The 18237-nt window shown below is 65.3% G+C and carries 16 protein-coding genes; 6 read left to right on the top strand and 10 right to left on the bottom strand.

Annotation, left to right across the window (positions count from 1 at the left end):
• The first annotated feature begins 20 nt into the window (after positions 1 to 20).
• A complete protein-coding gene (locus DXY35_RS03970; RefSeq protein WP_115081219.1) occupies positions 21 to 743 on the top strand; it encodes an MBL fold metallo-hydrolase in 723 nt (240 codons plus the stop codon).
• Here the strand turns inward: DXY35_RS03970 and DXY35_RS03975 are convergent.
• The 5 genes from DXY35_RS03975 to mnmE are packed head-to-tail and all read right to left on the bottom strand — an operon-like array spanning position 727 to position 6853.
• Entirely contained in the window at positions 727 to 1710 is a 984-nt protein-coding gene (locus DXY35_RS03975) for an asparaginase (RefSeq protein WP_115081220.1), read from the bottom strand. The genes DXY35_RS03970 and DXY35_RS03975 overlap by 17 nt on opposite strands.
• A complete protein-coding gene (locus tag DXY35_RS03980) occupies positions 1707 to 2825 on the bottom strand; it encodes a histidinol-phosphate transaminase (protein ID WP_115081221.1) in 1119 nt (372 codons plus the stop codon). The genes DXY35_RS03975 and DXY35_RS03980 overlap by 4 nt, the downstream gene beginning before the upstream one ends.
• On the bottom strand, positions 2822 to 4594 hold the full coding sequence (gene argS, locus DXY35_RS03985; RefSeq protein ID WP_115081222.1) for an arginine--tRNA ligase: 1773 nt from the start codon (positions 4592 to 4594) through the stop codon (positions 2822 to 2824). Before argS ends, DXY35_RS03980 begins: the two co-directional genes overlap by 4 nt.
• Before the next feature lie 43 nt (positions 4595 to 4637).
• Positions 4638 to 5477 (bottom strand): carboxylating nicotinate-nucleotide diphosphorylase, encoded by an 840-nt coding sequence (nadC, locus tag DXY35_RS03990; RefSeq protein ID WP_115081223.1) that lies wholly within the window; start codon positions 5475 to 5477, stop codon positions 4638 to 4640.
• A 23-nt stretch (positions 5478 to 5500) separates the two neighbouring features.
• Positions 5501 to 6853 carry a tRNA uridine-5-carboxymethylaminomethyl(34) synthesis GTPase MnmE gene (gene mnmE, locus DXY35_RS03995; protein WP_115081224.1) on the bottom strand — a complete coding sequence of 451 codons (1353 nt, stop codon included), beginning with the start codon at positions 6851 to 6853 and terminating at the stop codon, positions 5501 to 5503.
• A gap of 54 nt (positions 6854 to 6907) precedes the next feature.
• Here mnmE and DXY35_RS04000 point away from each other — a divergent pair, with 54 nt between their 5' ends.
• Positions 6908 to 7381, top strand: a complete 474-nt coding sequence (locus tag DXY35_RS04000) for a DUF2062 domain-containing protein (protein WP_115081225.1) — start codon at positions 6908 to 6910, stop codon at positions 7379 to 7381.
• Here DXY35_RS04000 and DXY35_RS04005 read toward each other — a convergent pair.
• Positions 7378 to 9711 (bottom strand): bifunctional (p)ppGpp synthetase/guanosine-3',5'-bis(diphosphate) 3'-pyrophosphohydrolase, encoded by a 2334-nt coding sequence (locus DXY35_RS04005; RefSeq protein ID WP_115081595.1) that lies wholly within the window; start codon positions 9709 to 9711, stop codon positions 7378 to 7380. The genes DXY35_RS04000 and DXY35_RS04005 overlap by 4 nt on opposite strands.
• 20 nt (positions 9712 to 9731) lie before the next feature.
• Between DXY35_RS04005 and DXY35_RS04010 the strand changes: the two genes are divergently transcribed.
• Positions 9732 to 11372: an ABC transporter ATP-binding protein gene (locus tag DXY35_RS04010; protein WP_115081226.1), complete on the top strand. Its 1641-nt coding sequence runs from the start codon at positions 9732 to 9734 to the stop codon at positions 11370 to 11372.
• 317 nt (positions 11373 to 11689) lie between these two features.
• On the opposite strand, the gene DXY35_RS04015 is transcribed toward DXY35_RS04010, so the two are convergent.
• Positions 11690 to 12691, bottom strand: a complete 1002-nt coding sequence (locus DXY35_RS04015) for an RluA family pseudouridine synthase (protein ID WP_115081227.1) — start codon at positions 12689 to 12691, stop codon at positions 11690 to 11692.
• Positions 12688 to 13554: a ribosome biogenesis GTPase YlqF gene (ylqF, locus tag DXY35_RS04020; RefSeq protein WP_115081228.1), complete on the bottom strand. Its 867-nt coding sequence runs from the start codon at positions 13552 to 13554 to the stop codon at positions 12688 to 12690. The genes DXY35_RS04015 and ylqF overlap by 4 nt, the downstream gene beginning before the upstream one ends.
• A gap of 118 nt (positions 13555 to 13672) precedes the next feature.
• Between ylqF and pgk the strand changes: the two genes are divergently transcribed.
• Positions 13673 to 14878 (top strand): phosphoglycerate kinase, encoded by a 1206-nt coding sequence (gene pgk, locus DXY35_RS04025; protein ID WP_115081229.1) that lies wholly within the window; start codon positions 13673 to 13675, stop codon positions 14876 to 14878.
• 8 nt (positions 14879 to 14886) lie between these two features.
• On the opposite strand, the gene DXY35_RS04030 is transcribed toward pgk, so the two are convergent.
• Entirely contained in the window at positions 14887 to 15252 is a 366-nt protein-coding gene (locus DXY35_RS04030) for a hypothetical protein (protein WP_115081230.1), read from the bottom strand.
• 72 nt (positions 15253 to 15324) lie between these two features.
• Between DXY35_RS04030 and DXY35_RS04035 the strand changes: the two genes are divergently transcribed.
• Positions 15325 to 16212, top strand: coding sequence for an NAD(P)-dependent oxidoreductase (locus tag DXY35_RS04035; protein WP_115081231.1), 888 nt, complete (start codon positions 15325 to 15327; stop codon positions 16210 to 16212).
• Here DXY35_RS04035 and DXY35_RS04040 read toward each other — a convergent pair.
• Complete coding sequence (locus DXY35_RS04040) at positions 16209 to 16946, bottom strand: hypothetical protein (RefSeq protein ID WP_244272908.1); 738 nt, start codon at positions 16944 to 16946, stop codon at positions 16209 to 16211. The two genes, DXY35_RS04035 and DXY35_RS04040, sit on opposite strands and share 4 nt — an antisense overlap.
• Before the next feature lie 58 nt (positions 16947 to 17004).
• On the opposite strand from DXY35_RS04040, the gene murG reads away from it, so the two are divergent.
• Positions 17005 to 18081: an undecaprenyldiphospho-muramoylpentapeptide beta-N-acetylglucosaminyltransferase gene (gene murG / locus DXY35_RS04045; RefSeq protein WP_115081233.1), complete on the top strand. Its 1077-nt coding sequence runs from the start codon at positions 17005 to 17007 to the stop codon at positions 18079 to 18081.
• The last annotated feature ends 156 nt before the right edge of the window (positions 18082 to 18237 follow it).

Here is an 18237-nt window from a genome sequence, read left to right on the forward strand (position 1 = left end):
AAACACGTTCAACCCCTCCCATGTCCGTCCTGCGTTCCGCCGTGACCGCCGCTGCAGGCCTGGCACTCAGCCTCACGTCTCCGGCCTTGGCGGGTGGTGGAGTGTCGATCAGCAGCTATGGGCAGCGGTCCCTGCTGATCCAGGGGGGCGGGCAATCGGTTCTGCTCAACCCTTACAAGGCCGTTGGTTGTGCTGCGGGGCTCCCTGAACCTCGGCTGACGGCCGGCGTTGTTCTGGCCAACTCCGAACTCGCCGATGAAGGAGCCCGCGACGTGGCCGGCGGCCGCTTTCTGGCCCAACCCGGGTCGTATCGCATCGGCGGGCTGAGCCTTGAGGGCTTTGCTAATCCCCACGACCGCGTGGGCGGACGCCGCTTTGGCAACGCCACCCTCTGGCGCTGGCAGCAGGGGGGCCTCAGCTTTGCCCATCTCGGTGCCACCGCTGGAGAGCTAACAGCTGCCGACAAGGTGCTGCTGGGCAACCCCGATGTGCTGATCATCGGCGTGGGTGGCGGGAGCAAGATCTACGACGCCGATGAAGCTGCGGGGGTGGTGGAGCAGTTGAACCCCAAACGCGTCATCCCGGTGCAGTACGTCAACGGAGAAGCACCTGAAGGCTGTGATCAAGAGGGTGTGCAGCCCTTCCTCGACGCCATGGGTGGCACCGCCGTGCGCCGGGTGGGCCTGTCGCAAACCCTGCCGGGCCGCCTCGACGACACCACCGTGATCACGGTGATGCAGTGATCAGCGCCTGCAGCTGATTTCTATCCCAACCCGCCAGCACAGCCAACAACAACAACACCCTTGCTTTCTGTGGATTGAGGCTGCCCGCGGGCAGCAGCCCGAGCCGTTCGTCCTCGGGATGATGATGCACAGGGCCTGATCCGCAGCGGTTAGCCCGCAACATCAATGGCCGCGGTTCATCCCACGCCTCCAACACACAGCATTCGCCTGCCGACAACTGGCCGGCGCCCGTCCCGGTGAACACCAGACCCTCAACGCCGGCGTTGAGGCAAGCGCTGAGCAGTAGCGGCTCGGGCTCCACACACCCGTAGACGATTGGCACCTGGGGCCATTGCTCCGGCAAATCGAGCCCAGCAAAGGGCACCTGCTGGGGTCCACTCGCCATGGGCAGATGAACGCCAACGTCATCCACCCAGCCCACGGGCCCGCGACCGGGACTGGCGAACGCCCCCACCCCCTGGGTGGCCAACTTGGTGACCCGCTGGGCGGAATGGATCTGGCCATCCATCACCACCAGCACGCCCTGACCGCGCGCTTCTGGGCTTGAGGCCACTTGCACTGCCTGCAACAAATTGAGGGGGCCATCGGCACTGAGGGCCGTGGCCGGCCGCATCGCCCCCACCAGCACCACCGGCCGGGGATCGTCGATCAACAGCTGCAGCAACCAGGCGGTTTCCTCCAGCGTGTTGGTGCCATGCGTGATCACCACCCCGGCCAGCTCGGGGTCTGCCGCAAAGGCAGCACGAATGCGTCCCACCAGCGCACGCCAGTGCGCAAACAACAGATCGGCGCTGTCGACATTGGCGATCTGCCCAACACTGATCGCGGCCAGCTCCTGCAGCTGCGGCACCGCCGCCAACAGGGCATCGCCCCCCAGCACGCCCGCGGTGTAGTTGTTCAGCGTTGCCCTGCTGTCTGCACAGCCGGCAATGGTGCCGCCGGTGGCCAGCAGCAGCAGGCGGTTCATCGCTCCAGGGGGAGGAACGCCTCCATGAAACGCTGCATCTGGCTGGTGGTGCCGATGCTCACCCGGAAGCACCCATCAATCAGGGGCTTGCCCGCCATCGAACGCACCAGGATTCCCGCCTCGCGCAACGTTGCATCCACCTCCGCCACCGGGCGCTGGGGCCAGATCAGCAGATAGTTGCCGCCGTCGCAGTGGTGCTTCACGCCAGCCTTTCGCAGCGCCTGCAGGGTCCAGTCACGAGCCCGCAGCACCTCAGCCACGTAGGCATCCACATACGACTGATCCGCCAAGGCGGCAAATGCCGCGGCCACGGCCACGCTGTTGACGTCGTAGGGCCCGGTGACGCGGCTGACCCGATCCACCACATCGGCGTGGCCGATGGCAAAGCCAATCCTCAACCCCGCCAAACCAGCTGTTTTAGCCAAGGAGCGGAACACCAGCAGATTCGGTGTGGCCGTGAAATCTGCACTCGGCAGCACGCTGTCTCCGGTGAAGGCCTCGTAGAGCTCATCCACCACCACCAAGGTGCCCGGGGCTGAAGCCGCCAAGGCGATCACCTGATCTGCTGGCAAGCGCGTGCCGGTGGGGTTGTTGGGGTTGCAGATCAACAGCAACCGCGGCGATCGAGCCGCCAATACCTCCTGAATGGCCGCCAAGGGGAAGTTGAACGTCTCCCCTTCGTAGGGAATCGCCTCAATCGTCATGCCCTGCATCCCAGCGCAAGGGCTGTAGTACCCGAAGGTGGGCGCTGTGGTGAGCAACGTCTCACCGGCATCGCCATAGGCCTGAAACACCGCATGGATGGCGGCATCCACACCGTTGAACAGGCCCACCTGATCAGGCTTCAACCCCGGCTTACAGCCGGTTTCCAGCAGGTTCTGAAGCAACGCACCCCGCAGGCCGTCGTACTCCGGATAAACGGCGATCTCTTCGGTGCTGAAGTTGCGCAGTGCCTGGGCCACCAGGGGGCTGGGGCCAATCGTGTTCTCGTTGAAATCCAGCCGCAGCATCTGGCGGCGACCCTCCAACGGCGCGCTGTAGGCCTTGAGCTGTTCAACGGCGGCGCGGGCCGCCGGAGCACCAGCGGGTGTGAACGGTTGAGTGTTGTCGCTCACATGCGGTCCAGGGTGGCGATGCCCAGCAGTCCGAGCCCCAGTCTGAGGGTGTCAGCCGTTAAACGGCAGAGGGCCAGGCGGGATGCCAGCGCTTCAGGATCGGCCTTGAGCACTGGCACCTGGTCGTAGAAACGGTTGAACACCTGGCTGAGCTCGAACAGATAGCTGCACAAGCGGTTGGGCAGCAGCTCCTCCTCCACCTCAGCGATCACAGCATCGAACTTGAGCAGCTCCCGCACCAGGGCCCACTCCTGGGGCTCGCTGAACTGCAGTTGGGCATTGGTGGCCGCAAGGTCGCCCCCCTTGCGGGCGATACCGGCGATGCGCACCACGGCATAGAGGAGATAGGGCGCCGTGTTGCCCTGCAGCGCCAGCATCCGATCGAAGGAGAACTGGTAATTGGTGATCCGGTTCTGGCTGAGGTCGGCGTATTTCACCGCCGCCAAACCCACGGTGCCCGCCACATGCTGGATGAACTCCTCCGACTCGCTGCGCTCCTCCTCTTTCAGGCGTGAACGCAGATCGGTTTCTGCCCGCTCGACGGCTTCATCGAGCAGATCCCGCAGACGAACGGTGTCGCCGGCGCGGGTTTTGAGCTTCTTGCCGTCCTCCCCCTGCACCAGGCCAAAGGGCACATGCTCGAGGCGCGCACCGTCCGGGATCCAGCCGGCCCGTTCGGCCACCTGGAACACCCCGGCAAAATGGTTCGCCTGGCCAGCATCGGTGACATACACCACCCGGCGGGCACCATCCCCCTCCGGCGCCGCTCCAAAGCGGTAGCGGATCGCCGCCAGATCAGTGGTGGAGTAATTGAAGCCGCCGTCGCTCTTCTGCACGATCACCGGCAGGGGCTTGCCGTCCTTGCCCAGCACGCCCTCAAGGAACACGCACTGGGCACCGGCATCGGTGACCAGCAGCTCAGCCGCCTTCAGGCCATCAATCACCGCTGGCAGGAAGGGGTTGTAGAACGACTCGCCGCGTTCGCTGAGGCGGATGTCGAGCCGGTCGTAGATCTTCTGAAACTCGCGCCGCGACTGGTCGCAGAGCAGGCCCCAGGCCTTGAGCGACACCGGATCGCCCCCCTGCAGCTTCACCACCTCGTCGCGGGAGGTGGACTGGAACGCTTCATCGTCATCGAAGCGCTTCTTGGCCTCGCGGTAGAAGGCCACGAGGTCTCCAAGATCCACCGCATCGGCGGTGTCCAGGGCTTCCGGCGCCACCTGCTTGAGGTGGGTAATAAGCATGCCGAACTGGGTGCCCCAGTCGCCCACGTGATTGAGGCGCAGCACCGGATGGCCGCGGAACTCCAGCACCCGCGCCAGGGAGTCGCCAATGATCGTGGATCGCAGGTGCCCCACATGCATCTCCTTGGCAATGTTGGGGCTGGAGAAATCCACCACCACCGGCGCCGCGTTGCTGACCGCCGGCACGCCGAGACGCTCGTCCCCCAGCCGTGCCGACACCTCCGCCGCCAGCCGCTCCGGCCGGATCGTGAGGTTGATGAAGCCAGGCCCGGCGATCTGCGGCTCCAGGCAGAGGTCTGTGAAGGCGGGATCGGCCTGCAGCTGCTCCACGATCGCCGTGGCGATCTGCCGAGGAGCCTGCTTCAAGGGCTTGGCCAGGGGCAGCGCGCCATTGGCCTGGAAGTCGCCGAATTCCGGCTTGCTGGCAGGGGCCAGCTGGGGGTCCAGCCCCGCATCGGCTTCCGGGAAGGCCCGTTGCATCGCCGCCCGCAGCTGGGCATCCAGGGACTGGGACAGGCTGAGCATGGGCAGTGCGTGGCCGGGGGAATCCGGCTCTGATCATCCCTCTTCAGGTGAAACGCATGCTCAAGTCGAGCCAGCGGCTGCGGGTGACCGGCGCGCTGGTGGAGATCAGATCAATGCCGGTGGCGGCGTAGGCCTGCAACTGCTCGGGCTGAATGCCGGAGGCCTCCAGCACCACCACCCCGGTGCTGGAGGCCCGCAGGCGCGGCACCAGCTGGGTGAGCTGCTCAGGGCTGAATTCATCCAGCAGCACCCCATTGGCGCCCGCCTGCACCGCCTCCAATGCCTGGGCCTCCGTCTCCGCTTCCACAATCACTGCCGTAGGCCAAGGGGCATGCTCACGCACAGCCGTGATGGCCGCTGTGATGCCCCCCGCCCAGGCGATGTGGTTCTCCTTGAGCATGGCAGCGTCATCCAGCCCCATGCGGTGGTTGATGCCGCCGCCGCAACGCACCGCGTATTTCTCCAGCAGACGAAGCCCAGGGGTGGTCTTGCGGGTGTCAGCCAGACGCACACCGGTGCCCTCAAGCTGGGCCACCAATGCAGCGGTGGCGGTGGCAATGCCCGAGAGGCGCATGGCCAGGTTCAAGGCGGTGCGTTCCCCAGCCACCAAAGCCGTGGCAGGCCCCTGCAGCTCCAACAGGCAGTCCCCGGCCTCAACGGCGTCACCGTCCTGCCGCAGCAGGCGAAGGCTCACCCCGTGATCCAGGCGCTGGAACAGGTGCTGCACCAACGGTCCACCACAGAACCGGCCCGGTTGTTTGGCGACCCAATGGGCCTGCCCCTGCTGTCCCTGCAAGGCAGCCGCCGTCAGATCACCGCGGCCGATGTCTTCCGCCAGCCAGGCCTCCAAGGCAGCGGTGAGTGCCGGGGATTGCCAGTCCAAACCGTTTCAGACGTGCGCTGAACCTATTTTCCGATGCAGAAGCGCGAAAACACCCGATCCAGCACCGCTTCGGTGAGCTCTTCTCCGGTGATCTCCCCCAGCGCGCGGATCGCCTCCCGCAGATCGATCGTCCAGAAGTCCCACGGGAGCTGCTGGGCTGCCACCTCCTGGCTGCGAGCCAGGGCTTCGGCGGCTTGGGCGGCCAGATCGCGTTGACGTTGGTTCAGCGCCAGCAGCACCCCTTCGGTTCCAGCAGCACCACAACGCTCCAGCAGGGCCTGCACCAGGTCGGCCTCCCCCGTGCCCTCCAAGGCCGACAACTGAACATCAACTGGCTGGGGGAAGATCCCCGCAGGGAGATCCGCCTTGTTGGCCACCAGGATCCTGGGGATCTGCGCGGGGATGCGCGCCAGCAAGGCGGCGTCTTCAGCGGTCCAGCCCGCATGGCCGTCGAGCACCAACAGCACCACATCCGCCGTGGCCAGAGCTTCCTCGCTGCGGGCAATCCCCAGCTGCTCCACCGCGTCATCGGTGCTGCGGATGCCGGCGGTGTCGAGCAGGGTGATCGGCACCCCCTCCAGCACGATCTCGCTCTCCAACAGATCTCTGGTGGTGCCCGGCAGATCGGTCACGATCGCCCGCTCGCGGCGGCTGAGCCGATTGAGCAGGGAACTTTTTCCCACGTTGGGGCGACCCACCAGGGCCACGCGCAGGCCCTGGCGCAGCGCATCGCCCCGCTCGCCATCGCGCACCAACTGCTGAAGCTCCAGCCGCACGGCTTGCAGCTGCTGCAGCAGGGCCTCGCCATCGAGGGGCGGCAGGTCCTCCTCGAAATCCACCCGGGCCTCCAACTCCGTGAGCTGATCGAGCAACCGTTCCCGCAGCGCCGTGATCTGGGCCTGAATGCCGCCATCGAGGCCCGCCATGGCCAACTCGGCCGCCCGGCGGCTGCGGGCCGCCACCAGCTCACTCACCGCCTCGGCACGGGTGAGATCGAGCCGGCCGTTGAGCACGGCCCGCTGGCTGAACTCGCCCGGCTGGGCCCGCCGCACTCCCGGCTGCCGAAGCACCTGTTCGAGCACCCGCTGCACGGCGATCACGCCGCCATGGCAGTGGATCTCCACCACGTCCTCACCGGTGAAGCTGCGAGGGCCGCGCATCAGCAGCAGCAGCACCTCATCGAGACGGCGGCCCTCGCCATCGATCACATGGCCGTACACCACCCGGTGCGATCGCCACTCCTGTTGGCCCGGGCAGTGCACCACGCTGCGCCCCGTTGCTTCCGCAGCCGGCCCGGAGAGACGAATCACGGCGATGCCGCCCTGCCCTGGGGCCACGGCGGTGGCCACGGCCGCAATCGTGTCGGTGCTGGGCACAGCAGTCGCCGCTGGTGATCCATACCTAGGATCCGGCCGATTTCTGCTGGGTTCATGCGCCGGTTGCTGCGCCTCAGTCGCATCCGGATGCGCCGCGGGGTCCTCTGGTTGTGGAGACAGGAAGGCACCCCAGGCCAACGGGCCCGTGGCCTGGCGGCTGGCGTGTTCTGCGGCTGCTACCCCTTCTTCGGGCTGCAGATCTTCCTCAGTGTGGGTGTGGCCAGCGTGGTGCGTGGCAACCACCTGCTCGCCGCCGCAGGAACCCTGGTGAGCAATCCCCTCACCTATCTGCCCCTTTACTGGTTCAACTATCTGGTGGGCTGTCGGCTGCTGGGCACAGGCCAAGGCGGGATCAACCTTTCGGAGCTGAATCGCAGCAGCCTGTGGGCCCAGGGATGGGAGTTCAGCCAGCGCATCCTGCTGGGCTCCACCGTTGTAGGGATGGTGTTGGCCATCGCCAGCGGCTGGATGGCCTACCGCCTGTTTCTGCAGCGTGAAGCCCGTGCCGTCGTGAGCAGAGGCAACTAGCTCGTGCCCACCCGGGCAATCCCGATCACATCCGCCATCGAGCGGATCTGGTCCATAGTGCGGCTGAGCTGATCGGCACCCTCCAGCTCAACCCGCAGATCAATACGGGCCGGCTTGCCAGCGGCGGTGGTCACCCGGGCATCACTGACATTGATGGCCCCATCGGAGAGACGCAGCAGGATATCTTTGAGGATGCCGACGCGATCGATCACTTCGATCCGCAACTGCACCGGGAAGCGCTGTTTCTCCTGTTCGGCATGGGCGGTGTTCCAACGCACGGGGAGCCGTCGTTCCCGCGGGATTGTCTCCACGTTGGAGCAGTCCTGCCGATGAATGGTGATGCCGTGGTTGCCGAGGGCCACCGTGCCCACGATCAACTCACCCGGCAGCGGACTGCAGCAGCCACCGAGGCGGTAGTCCAAGCCCTCCAGCCCAAGGATCGCCCCTTCGCCTCCGGAACGGTCCGGCGCCAGATCCCGCGACGGCAGCAGCGCCGCGGCCACGTCTTCGTTGCTGGGTGGGGCCTGCTGCTGTTCCGCCAGCAGACGCATCTCCTCCCGCAAACGGTTGAGCGCCTGCTGCAGCGTGACGTCTCCAAATCCCAGTGACGCCAGCAGGTCTTCGGTGGTGGGCACATTGCAGCGCTGCGCCACTCGCTGCATCGCCTCACTGTTGAGCAGGGAGTCGAAGCCATCACGGCCCAGCTCCCGCTCCAGCAGATCCTTGCCCCGTTCAATCGTCTCGTCACGGTGGCTGCGCTTGTACCACTGGCGAATGCGATTGCGCGCCGTCGGCGTGGCGACGAAGTTCAGCCAATCGAGGCTGGGATGGGCCGTTTTGCTGGTGAGCACCTGAACGAAATCACCGTTCTGCAGCGGCGTCGCCAGCGGACACAGCCGATCGTTGATGCGAACGCCATGGCAGTGGTTGCCCACCTCGGAGTGGATGCGATAGGCGAAGTCGACGGCGGTTGCCCCCTTGCGCAAACCGAGCACATCGCCCTTCGGGGTGAACACAAACACCTCCTCGTCGAAGAGGTCTTCCTTGATCGAGGAGAGGTAGTCGTTGTGGTCATCGTTGCCGCCTTCCTGCTGCCAATCCACCAGCTGACGCAGCCAGTTGAACCGCTCCGCATCACTGCTGCTGCTGGCCGGTGAGCCGCCTTCCTTGTATTTCCAGTGGGCCGCAATCCCGAATTCGGCCACATGGTGCATCTCAAGCGTGCGGATCTGCACTTCGATCGGGCGATGCCGACCGATCACCGCCGTGTGCAGGGATTGGTAGCCATTGGGTTTCGGCAACCCGATGTAGTCCTTGAAGCGACCGGGAATCGGGCGGAAGGTGTCGTGAACCACCGCGAGGGCGCGGTAGCAGCTCTCAACATTGGGGGTGAGGATCCGCAACGCCGCCACGTCGTAGATCTCGTGGAACTCCTTCTGCTGGCGCTGCATCTTGCTCCAGATGCCAAACAGATGTTTGGGGCGACCACTCACCTCGCAGTGCTCTAGGCCGGCCCGTTCCAGCCGCTCGTTCAGCAGCCCCACCGTGACGCCGAGCCGTTGCTCCCGTTCACTGCGCTTGGTGGCCACCTCCTCCTGAATCTCCCGGAAGGCCTCCGGCTCCAGCAGCTTGAAGGCCAGATCCTCCAGCTCCCACTTGAAGCGACCGATGCCGAGGCGGTTGGCGAGGGGGGCATAGATCTCACGGGTTTCGCGGGCGATCCGCTGGCGCTTCTCCTCCTTCAACGCACCCAGGGTGCGCATGTTGTGCAAGCGGTCGGCCAACTTCACCAACACCACTCGGATGTCGCTGGCCATCGCCAGGAACATCCGGCGCAGATTCTCCGCCTGAGCTTCCGTGCGGTCGTTGAAGTGGATGCCGCCGAGCTTGGTGACCCCCTCCACCAGTTCACGCACCTCGGAACCGAAGTGCAGTTCGATCTGATCGGGGGTGACGTCGGTGTCTTCGACCACGTCGTGGAGGAAGCCCGCGGCGATCACCGGAGCGCTGGCGCCGATATCCCGCAACAGATCAGCCACCGCCACCGGATGGACGATGTAAGGGTCTCCACTGGCCCTGAACTGGCCTTCATGGAGCTGGAAGCCGAAATCGAAGGCCGACACCAGCAAGGCCTCGGCATCGGTGGGGCAGCTCTGGCCAATGCCGGGCGGCACATTGGCGATGCACTCCTTCAACCACTCAGGCAGAGCGATCCCGTAATCGTCCGGATGACGAATCGGATGGCGCCTGACTTCGGGCAACGCGCAGCCCACCGTGGCCGAACCCGTGCTGGTTCGGGGCTCTTTGGGTGTGGAGGCAGCGTTGAGCATCCGACCCATCGGGTCAATCCATGGTATTCAGTGCAGGACCCCCTGTCGCTCCAACAGCACTGTTCATGGGCCGGCCTGTTCTGGAACTCGAACAGCTGCGCTTGCGCTACCCCGGCAGCGACACCTGGACGCTGGATGGGCTGAATCTGAGGCTCGAGCCGGGGGAGACCCTCGCCTTGGTGGGGTCTTCGGGCTGTGGCAAAAGCACGGTGGCGCGGGCCGTGATGCAGCTGCTGCCCCAGGGAACGGTCTGTGAAGGCCGGCTGGCCTTGACCGGCCAGGATCCACGCCAACTCAGGCGACCGCAGTTGCGGCAGCTGCGTGGTGATGCCGTGGGTCTGGTGTTTCAGGACCCGATGACGCGGATGAATCCGCTGATGAGCGTGGGCGGCCATCTGATCGACACCCTCAGGGCCCACCGGCCTCAAACCAGTGCCGCGGCCCACCGGGAACGGGCCCGGGAGCTGCTGGATCGGGTGGGCATCGGGGCCAACCGCTTCCGCGCTTACCCCCATGAGCTCAGCGGTGGCATGCGACAGCGCCTGGCCATTGCCTTGGCGATTGCCCTGGAACCACCGCTGCTGATCGCCGATGAACCCACCACCAGCCTGGATGTGGCGGTGGCAGGGCAGGTGATGGCGGAGCTCAGCGGCCTCTGCGAGGAACTGGGCAGTGCCCTGCTGCTGATCAGCCACGACCTGGCCATGGCCGCCCGCTGGTGCAGCCGCATGGCCATGCTCGATGGCGGACGGAAGGTGGAGGACGGCCCCAGCCACCAGCTGCTCACCCGGCCGCAGTCATCGGTCGGGCAACGGCTGGTGGCCTCCGCCCGGGCCCGGGAAGGGGGACGCTCTCCGGAACGTCCCGACAACAGCAACGTTCTGCGGGTGGAGGAGATGCGCAGCTGGCATGCCGTGGGTGGCGCACCTTGGGCACCCCTCTGGCTGAAGGCGGTGGACGGGGTGAGTTTCGAGCTCAGGGCCGGGGAAAGCCTGGGGGTGGTGGGGGCCTCCGGCTGCGGCAAAAGCACCCTCTGCCGGGCCCTGATGGGGCTCAATTCCATCCGCGGCGGACGGGTCGATCTGTTGGGCCAGGACCTGCTGAGCCTGCGCGGGGAAGCACTACGAACGGCCCGCCGGGCTCTCCAGATGGTGTTTCAGGACCCCCTGGCCTGCCTGAATCCGGCTCTGCAGGTGGCGGATGCCATCGCCGATCCGTTGCTGATCCATGGCCTCTGCTCCAAAGCCGCAGCCCGGGAGGAAGCCCGGCGGCTGCTGGAGCGGGTCGGCCTCAGCCCGGCCGAGCAATTTCAACATCGCCTACCGAAGCAGCTTTCCGGCGGCCAGCAGCAGCGGGTGGCCATCGCCCGCGCCCTGGCCTTGAAGCCCAAGGTGCTGATCTGCGATGAGAGCGTCAGCATGCTCGATGCGGAAGTGCAGGCGGATGTGCTGGCGCTGCTGCGGGAGCTGCAGCAGGAGCTGGGACTCGCAATCGTGTTCATCACCCACGACCTTTCGGTGGCCAGTGGTTTCTGCCACCGGGTGATGGTGCTGGACAAAGGAAAAGTGGTGGAGGAAGGCCCTGGGGACCGAATCTTCAATGCGCCTCAGGCACCGATCAGCCGAACCCTCGTGGAGGCCTGTCCGAGGCTGCCGCGTTGAGGTCAGACTCCCTTAGGAAGGTCAACCACGATCAGATGCCGGCGCAGGGCATCAGGCAAGACCTCGCGGCGAACCGAACGGATCAGTGCAGACAGCCAAGTCCTGCGGCAATGAACCCGTATGACCATCGCTCGGCCCGTGGAAGATGTGCCACCAAAGGGCGGATTCAAGACTTGTCCAGCAGGGATGAGATCCCTCTCTCCAACACCCCCTGAACTTCAAGCACTCACATACCGCTCGGCCACTGGCTTCTGCGCGATAACGCTGATCTCAGCCGCTGCACACCTGCCAGGGAATGCTGACCAGGGTCGTTGCCATCAACAGGACGCGACGCGCCGCCGCAACAGCCCCAGCAATTTCTCCATCACCGGAGGAAGGGGCGCCTCAAACACCATCCGTTCCCGGGTGATCGGGTGATCCAGCCCCAACTGCACGGCATGCAGGGCCTGACCGGGCAGATCCATCGGCAATTTGCGGCAGCGGCTGTAGGTAGGGTCCCCTACCACGGGGTGATTCATGTGAGCGCAGTGGACGCGGATCTGATGGGTGCGTCCGGTATCGAGCTTGAACCGCAACAGGGAGTAGTCGCCAAGACGCTCCACCAGTGTCCAGTGGGTGCAGGCGTAACGACCATTTTCAGAGCTCACCACGGCATATTTCTTGCGATCCGCCGGATGGCGACCAATGGCGCCGACGATCGTGCCGGAATCACCGCCGGGCACGCCATGGACGACGGCGAAGTACTCGCGTGACGCGATCCGTTTCTGGATCTGCACCTGCAGCCGCACCAGGGCTTCCTGGCTCTTGGCGATCACGATGCAGCCGGTGGTGTCTTTATCGAGACGGTGCACGATCCCCGGCCGCAGCTTGCCGCTGATGCCGGGCAAGTCCGGGCAGTGATGCAGCAGGCCGTTCACCAGGGTGCCGTCCTTGTTGCCCGGCGCCGGATGCACCGTCAGCCCGGCCGGCTTATTGAGCACGATCAGATGGTCGTCCTCAAACAACACATCCAGATCCATCGGCTCCGGCTTGAGGTACGGCAGCGGTTCCGGTGGCGGCATCCACAGCTGCACCTCATCGCCCTGGCGCAGGGGCGTTTTGGCCTTGCCGGTCTTGCCGTTGACGCGCACATAGCCCGCGTCGATGAACTTCTGAATCCGGGCACGGCTCTGCTCCGTTCGCTGGCTCACCAGCCAGCGGTCCAGCCGCATCGGCAACGGCTTGGGGTAGGCCAGCGTCAGCAGCTCTCCCTCCCCTTCACCAAAGCGATCCGTAAAGGTCTCCTCCGGCAGCGGAGGACGTTTCCACTGCGGACTCATGCCGGCAGCTCCAGGGCAATGCTGCCGAGGGCGGACTTGCGGAAATCATCCAGCAACCGCTGGGCCATGCGGGCTGTTTCCCCTGAGGTGTGGCGGGCCGCCGCCGCATCCAGCCAGAGAGCAGGGTCGGCTGTTTCACCGCTCAAGGGAATGCCATAACGCTCCTGCAGTAGCGGAATCGTCACGCCGGCTGCAGCCTGCGATTCCACATCCAGCAGCAACCTCAGAAAGGCCTGAGCCACCAGCTCACCGTCATAAGCGGCCTGGCCGATGTCGTCGCAGAGGGCGAGCCGCAGGGCCGCCTGCTGGTCATCGAGCCGAGGGGGCAGCACGCCAGGGGCATCAAGGAGGTCAAGGTCTTGCCCCAGACGCACCCAGCGCAGGGTTCGCGTTACCCCGGCCCGCCGGGCACTGGCCACCACCTTCTGCCGCACGAGGCGATTGATCAACGCTGACTTGCCCACGTTGGGGAAGCCCAAGGTGAGCGCCCGCACCGGCCTGGGCCGCATGCCCCGGTTGCGGCGGCGTTCATTGAGCTGGTCGCCGGCACGGATCGCGGCCTGCTGCACCTGCTTCACGCCGGTCCCAGCCTTGGCATCACACCAGACCGTCCGCTGCCCCTGGGCCTTGAACCAGGCCTCCCAGGCCTCCTTGGCGGCCGCGGTGACCATGTCGCGCCGGTTGATCACCAACAGATGCTGTTTGCCCTTCAACCAGCGGTTGAGGTGGGGGTGGCCCGTAGCCAGAGGAATGCGGGCATCACGCACCTCAATCACCAGATCAACCTTGTCGAGATGGCGTTTGAGCTGCTGCTCCGCCTTGGCGATATGGCCGGGATACCACTGGATCGTTGGGGTGCTCACGAACGCAAACGCACAGAACAGACGGCCAGCCGGTGCAGATTCACTTTGAACGCGCTGGCGCCATTGCCATTCACACGGGTTAATCTCACCCCGTTTTCTTACCGCACGACACAACCCTATGGCGAAGCGTTCCCTGGCCAGCCTCAACGCCGGCGACCTGAGCGGCAAACGCGTTCTCGTGCGGGTTGACTTCAACGTGCCCCTGAACGACGCCGGTGCGATCACCGACGACACCCGCATCCGCGCCGCCCTGCCCACGATCAACGACCTGATCGGCAAGGGCGCCAAAGTGATCCTTTCGGCTCACTTCGGCCGTCCAAAGGGTCAGGTGAATGACGCCATGCGTCTCACCCCCGTGGCGGCTCGCCTGAGCGAACTGCTGGGCAAGCCCGTTGCCAAGACCGACAGCTGCATCGGCCCCGACGCGGAAGCCAAGGTGGGCGCGATGGCCAACGGCGATGTGGTGCTTCTGGAGAATGTGCGTTTCTTCGCTGAAGAAGAGAAGAACGAAGCCGGTTTCGCTGAGAAACTCGCAGGCCTGGCTGAGGTGTATGTGAACGACGCCTTCGGCGCCGCCCACCGTGCCCACGCCTCCACTGAGGGCGTGACCAAGTTCCTCAAGCCCTCCGTCGCCGGCTTCCTGATGGAGAAGGAACTTCAGTACCTGCAGGGTGCTGTGGATGAGCCCAAGCGCCCCCTGGCAGCCATCGTCGGCGGCTCCAAGGTGAGCTCCAAAATCGGCGTGCTCGAAGCCCTGATCGACAAGTGCGACAAGGTGCTGATTGGCGGCGGCATGATCTTCACCTTCTACAAGGCCCGCGGCCTCTCGGTGGGCAAGAGCCTGGTGGAAGAGGACAAGCTGGAACTGGCCAAGGAGCTGGAAGCCAAGGCCAAGGCCAAGGGCGTGCAACTGCTGCTGCCCACCGACGTGGTGCTGGCCGACAACTTCGCCCCCGATGCCAACAGCCAGACCGCTGACATCAACGCCATCCCCGATGGCTGGATGGGCCTCGACATCGGCCCCGACTCGATCAAGGTGTTCCAGGACGCCCTGGCCGACTGTCAGACCGTGATCTGGAACGGCCCCATGGGCGTGTTCGAGTTCGACAAGTTCGCTGCTGGCACCAACGCCATCGCCACCACCCTGGCCGACCTGAGCGGCAAGGGCTGCTGCACGATCATCGGCGGCGGTGACTCCGTGGCAGCGGTCGAGAAGGCAGGCCTGGCCGAGAAGATGTCCCACATCTCCACCGGCGGCGGCGCCAGCCTCGAACTGCTGGAAGGCAAGGTGCTGCCCGGTGTGGCCGCCCTCGACGCCGCCTGATCAGCGGCTCAGGCCTCGAGCCTGCGGCCGTTGGCAACGGGTTTTCCGGCGCGCGCCGGAAGCCCCAGCTGATTCCGCACCTTGTTCATGTAGGCCCGGTAGTCCCGTTTCAGGGACTTCCGGGCTTTTTTCTTGTCCTTGCGGCAAGTCTTGAACTCCTGCCTGGATGAGGCCGCATCAATGCAGTTCTGATGGCTCTCCAGCAGATCGAGCCGACGCTGGAAATTGTCCTTGAACCAGGTCTTGCGGGCCTGGAACATCACCTCGGCCTGCGCGGGAGATTCGTCACGACCAGCCGCATCCGATGGAGCGATCGTGATCACCGGGGCCGCCAACAGAGCAGCGAAAGCAAGGGAAGCCGTGGAGATGCGCATCGTTCAGGTCATCGGGATGGATCCATTGTGGAGTGATCCGTCAAGCAGGATCTGATTGCTTCGCCGTGAGTCATGACCAGATGTGACCTGAGCCTGGGCTTCGTGGGGCTAGGGGCTCTCGGCTTGCCCATGGCGATCAACCTGCACCGCGCCGGCTTCCGGCTCAGGGTGCACACCCGCAGCCGCAGCGCCGAAACCAGCGCGGGGCTCGAGGGTGCGATTCGGTGTTCCAGCCCAGCCGACACCAGCACTGGTGTGGATGTGCTGCTGCTCTGCGTCAGCGACGATGCAGCCGTTGAAGAAGTGTTGTTCGGCCCCAACGGTGCAGCATCACAACTGAGCACCGGCAGTGTGGTGCTGGATTGCTCCACCATTGCTCCCGCCACAGCCGAACGCTGTGGGGAACGGCTGGCCGACCAGAACGTCCACTACCTGGATGCCCCGGTCACCGGCGGAACGGAGGGCGCCAAACGCGGCAGCCTCACGGTGCTCGTGGGCGGTGCCAGCGAGCCACTGGAACGGGTTCGGGGCATCCTTGAGGTGATTGGCGGATCGATCCACCACTTCGGAGTTGTGGGACGAGGCCAGCAAGTGAAGGCGGTGAATCAGGTGCTGGTGGCCGGCAGTTATGCCGCCGTGGCTGAGGCGGTAGCCCTGGGCCAGCAGCTCGATCTGCCGATGCCACAGGTGATCGATGCCCTCAAAACTGGCGCCGCAGGATCCTGGGCCCTCGAACATCGCAGCACCGCCATGCTGAACGGCAGCTACCCCCTTGGCTTCCGACTCAGCCTGCATCGAAAGGATCTCGGCATTGCCCTTGATGCAGCCAAGGCCGTCCAACTGGATCTGCCCGTCACAACGCTGGTGGAACAGCTGGAACTCGATCTGATCAACAACGGCCGTGGTAACGAGGACGTGTCAGCCCTGCACCGCTGGAACCAAACGAGGCAGGAGCGCTAGTTGCTGCTGACCACCCGCACCCGCTTCGTGGCCGTCACCACCCCATCGGGATGCACCAACATCAAGGCCCAGGACTGCGATCCGGATTGCTGCGGTGCCTGAACGCTCTTGAACAAACCACCACCACCCTGGGGCGCCAGCGGCAGATTGGGGCGCATCTGTGCCAACAGCTGCTCATCGGTGAGGTTGATCAAGCCGCCCGCCACCAGGGCCTGGCCCAGCGGCTCTTCAACAATCAAGTCGACGTCGTAGCGACTGCCGGTGAGCACCACATCGGGGATGGCGACCTTGACGGCCAAGGGACGTTCACCGCTGCGCAGCAACGACTGCTGGGCCAGCAGTTCCTGTTCCACCAGCTGCCCATTGTCCAAGCGGATCGCGATCTCTTCGCTGGCCTCCAGGGCATAGGTCAGCCCCTCGGATTCAGCGACACCCCGCACCCGCAAGCTCAGGGTCGGGCGCCCATCCGGAGTGGGAGCTGCGGGTTTCACTTGCCAGGTGACCTCGGGGAAATCCTGCTGGAATCGCGCTAGGCGCTGGGCCAGCACCGGCTGCAGATCAACGCTGGCCAGCGTGTCGAGCGCTGACGCACTGCCACTGTTCAAGGCTGTTTGCAGGCGATCGCTGAAACGCTCCACGGCACTGCCCTGGCGAGCGGGCTGCGCGACGGAATGGGCCGGCGACAACAGCATCGCCATGGCCGAGACGAGCGTGACTCCCAGGAAACGACGCACGGGCCGGAATGCGACAACCCAATTAAGTTAGGCCTGGTGAGCGGTGACGGCCGACGCAATGACCCGGCTTCTGATCGCCGCCAGCGGCACCGGCGGCCATCTCTTCCCCGCTCTGGCCGTTGCTGAAGCCGTTGAAGAGCGGTGGCTTGTGCGCTGGGTTGGGGTGCCCGATCGCCTCGAAACACAGCTGGTGCCGGAACGGTTTGGTTTGGTGTGTGTGAACGCCGGCGGACTGCAGGGCCGCGGGCTCACCAAGCTGCTGCAGCTGCTGCGGCTGTTGCTCGCCAGCGTCAGCGTGCGGCGGGCGATTCGCCGGAACGCGATCGACGCGGTGTTTACTACTGGCGGTTACATCGCCGCACCAGCGATCCTGGCGGCACGCTGGTGCGGCATTCCCGTGGTGCTGCATGAATCCAATGCCATCCCGGGGCGGGTCACCCGATTGCTGGGTCGCTTCTGCAGCGCCGTAGCCATCGGCCTCCCCGCTGCCGCCAAGCTCATCCCCGGCAGCCAGCCGGTGCTGACGGGAACACCGGTGCGTTCCAGCTTTCTGGCCCCGCAAGCCCTGCCGAGCTGGGTCCCCCATGGCGCCGGGCCGCTGTTAGTAGTGATGGGCGGCAGTCAAGGGGCCGTCGGCCTGAACCGAATGGTGCGTGCGGCGGTGCCGGCCCTGTTGGAGCAGGGCTGCCGCGTGGTGCACCTCGCCGGCGACAACGATCCCGACATCGAGCAGATCCGTCACCCACAACTGGTGGAGCGCCGCTTCAGCGATGAGATTCCAGGGCTGCTGCAACATGCCGACCTGGCCATCAGCCGCGCAGGGGCCGGCAGCCTCAGTGAACTGGCGGTTTGCGGCACCCCAGCCGTGCTGGTGCCGTTCCCGCAGGCAGCAGACAAGCACCAGGAAGCCAACGCCGCCTGCGCTGCATCCCTCGGTGCAGCGGTGATCGTGCATCAGCACGAGCCGGATCAGCCCACATTGCTGAACACCGTTCAACGGCTGCTGGGCGTGACTTTGGGACGATCCGATTCAGCAGCCGATCCTCTCGCCCAGATGCGTGAAGGCATGCAGGCCCTGGCAGAACGGGATGCCGAACGGCAACTGGCAGCCTTGCTTCAGACGCTGGTGGAGTGAATCAAGCCAAAGGGCTGCGCTGGAACTCCTCACGCAATGCCTTCACTATGCGGCGGTTGTTGCGGCGAGACTGCATTAAAAGAGTCCCGTTGAAGAGCCCGAACCTCACGCAGCCAGCCAGGAATCAACGGCAACAGCCAACAGCTTGGCGTCAAA

The organism is Synechococcus sp. N32, from assembly GCF_900473895.1.
Classification (GTDB): domain Bacteria; phylum Cyanobacteriota; class Cyanobacteriia; order PCC-6307; family Cyanobiaceae; genus Parasynechococcus.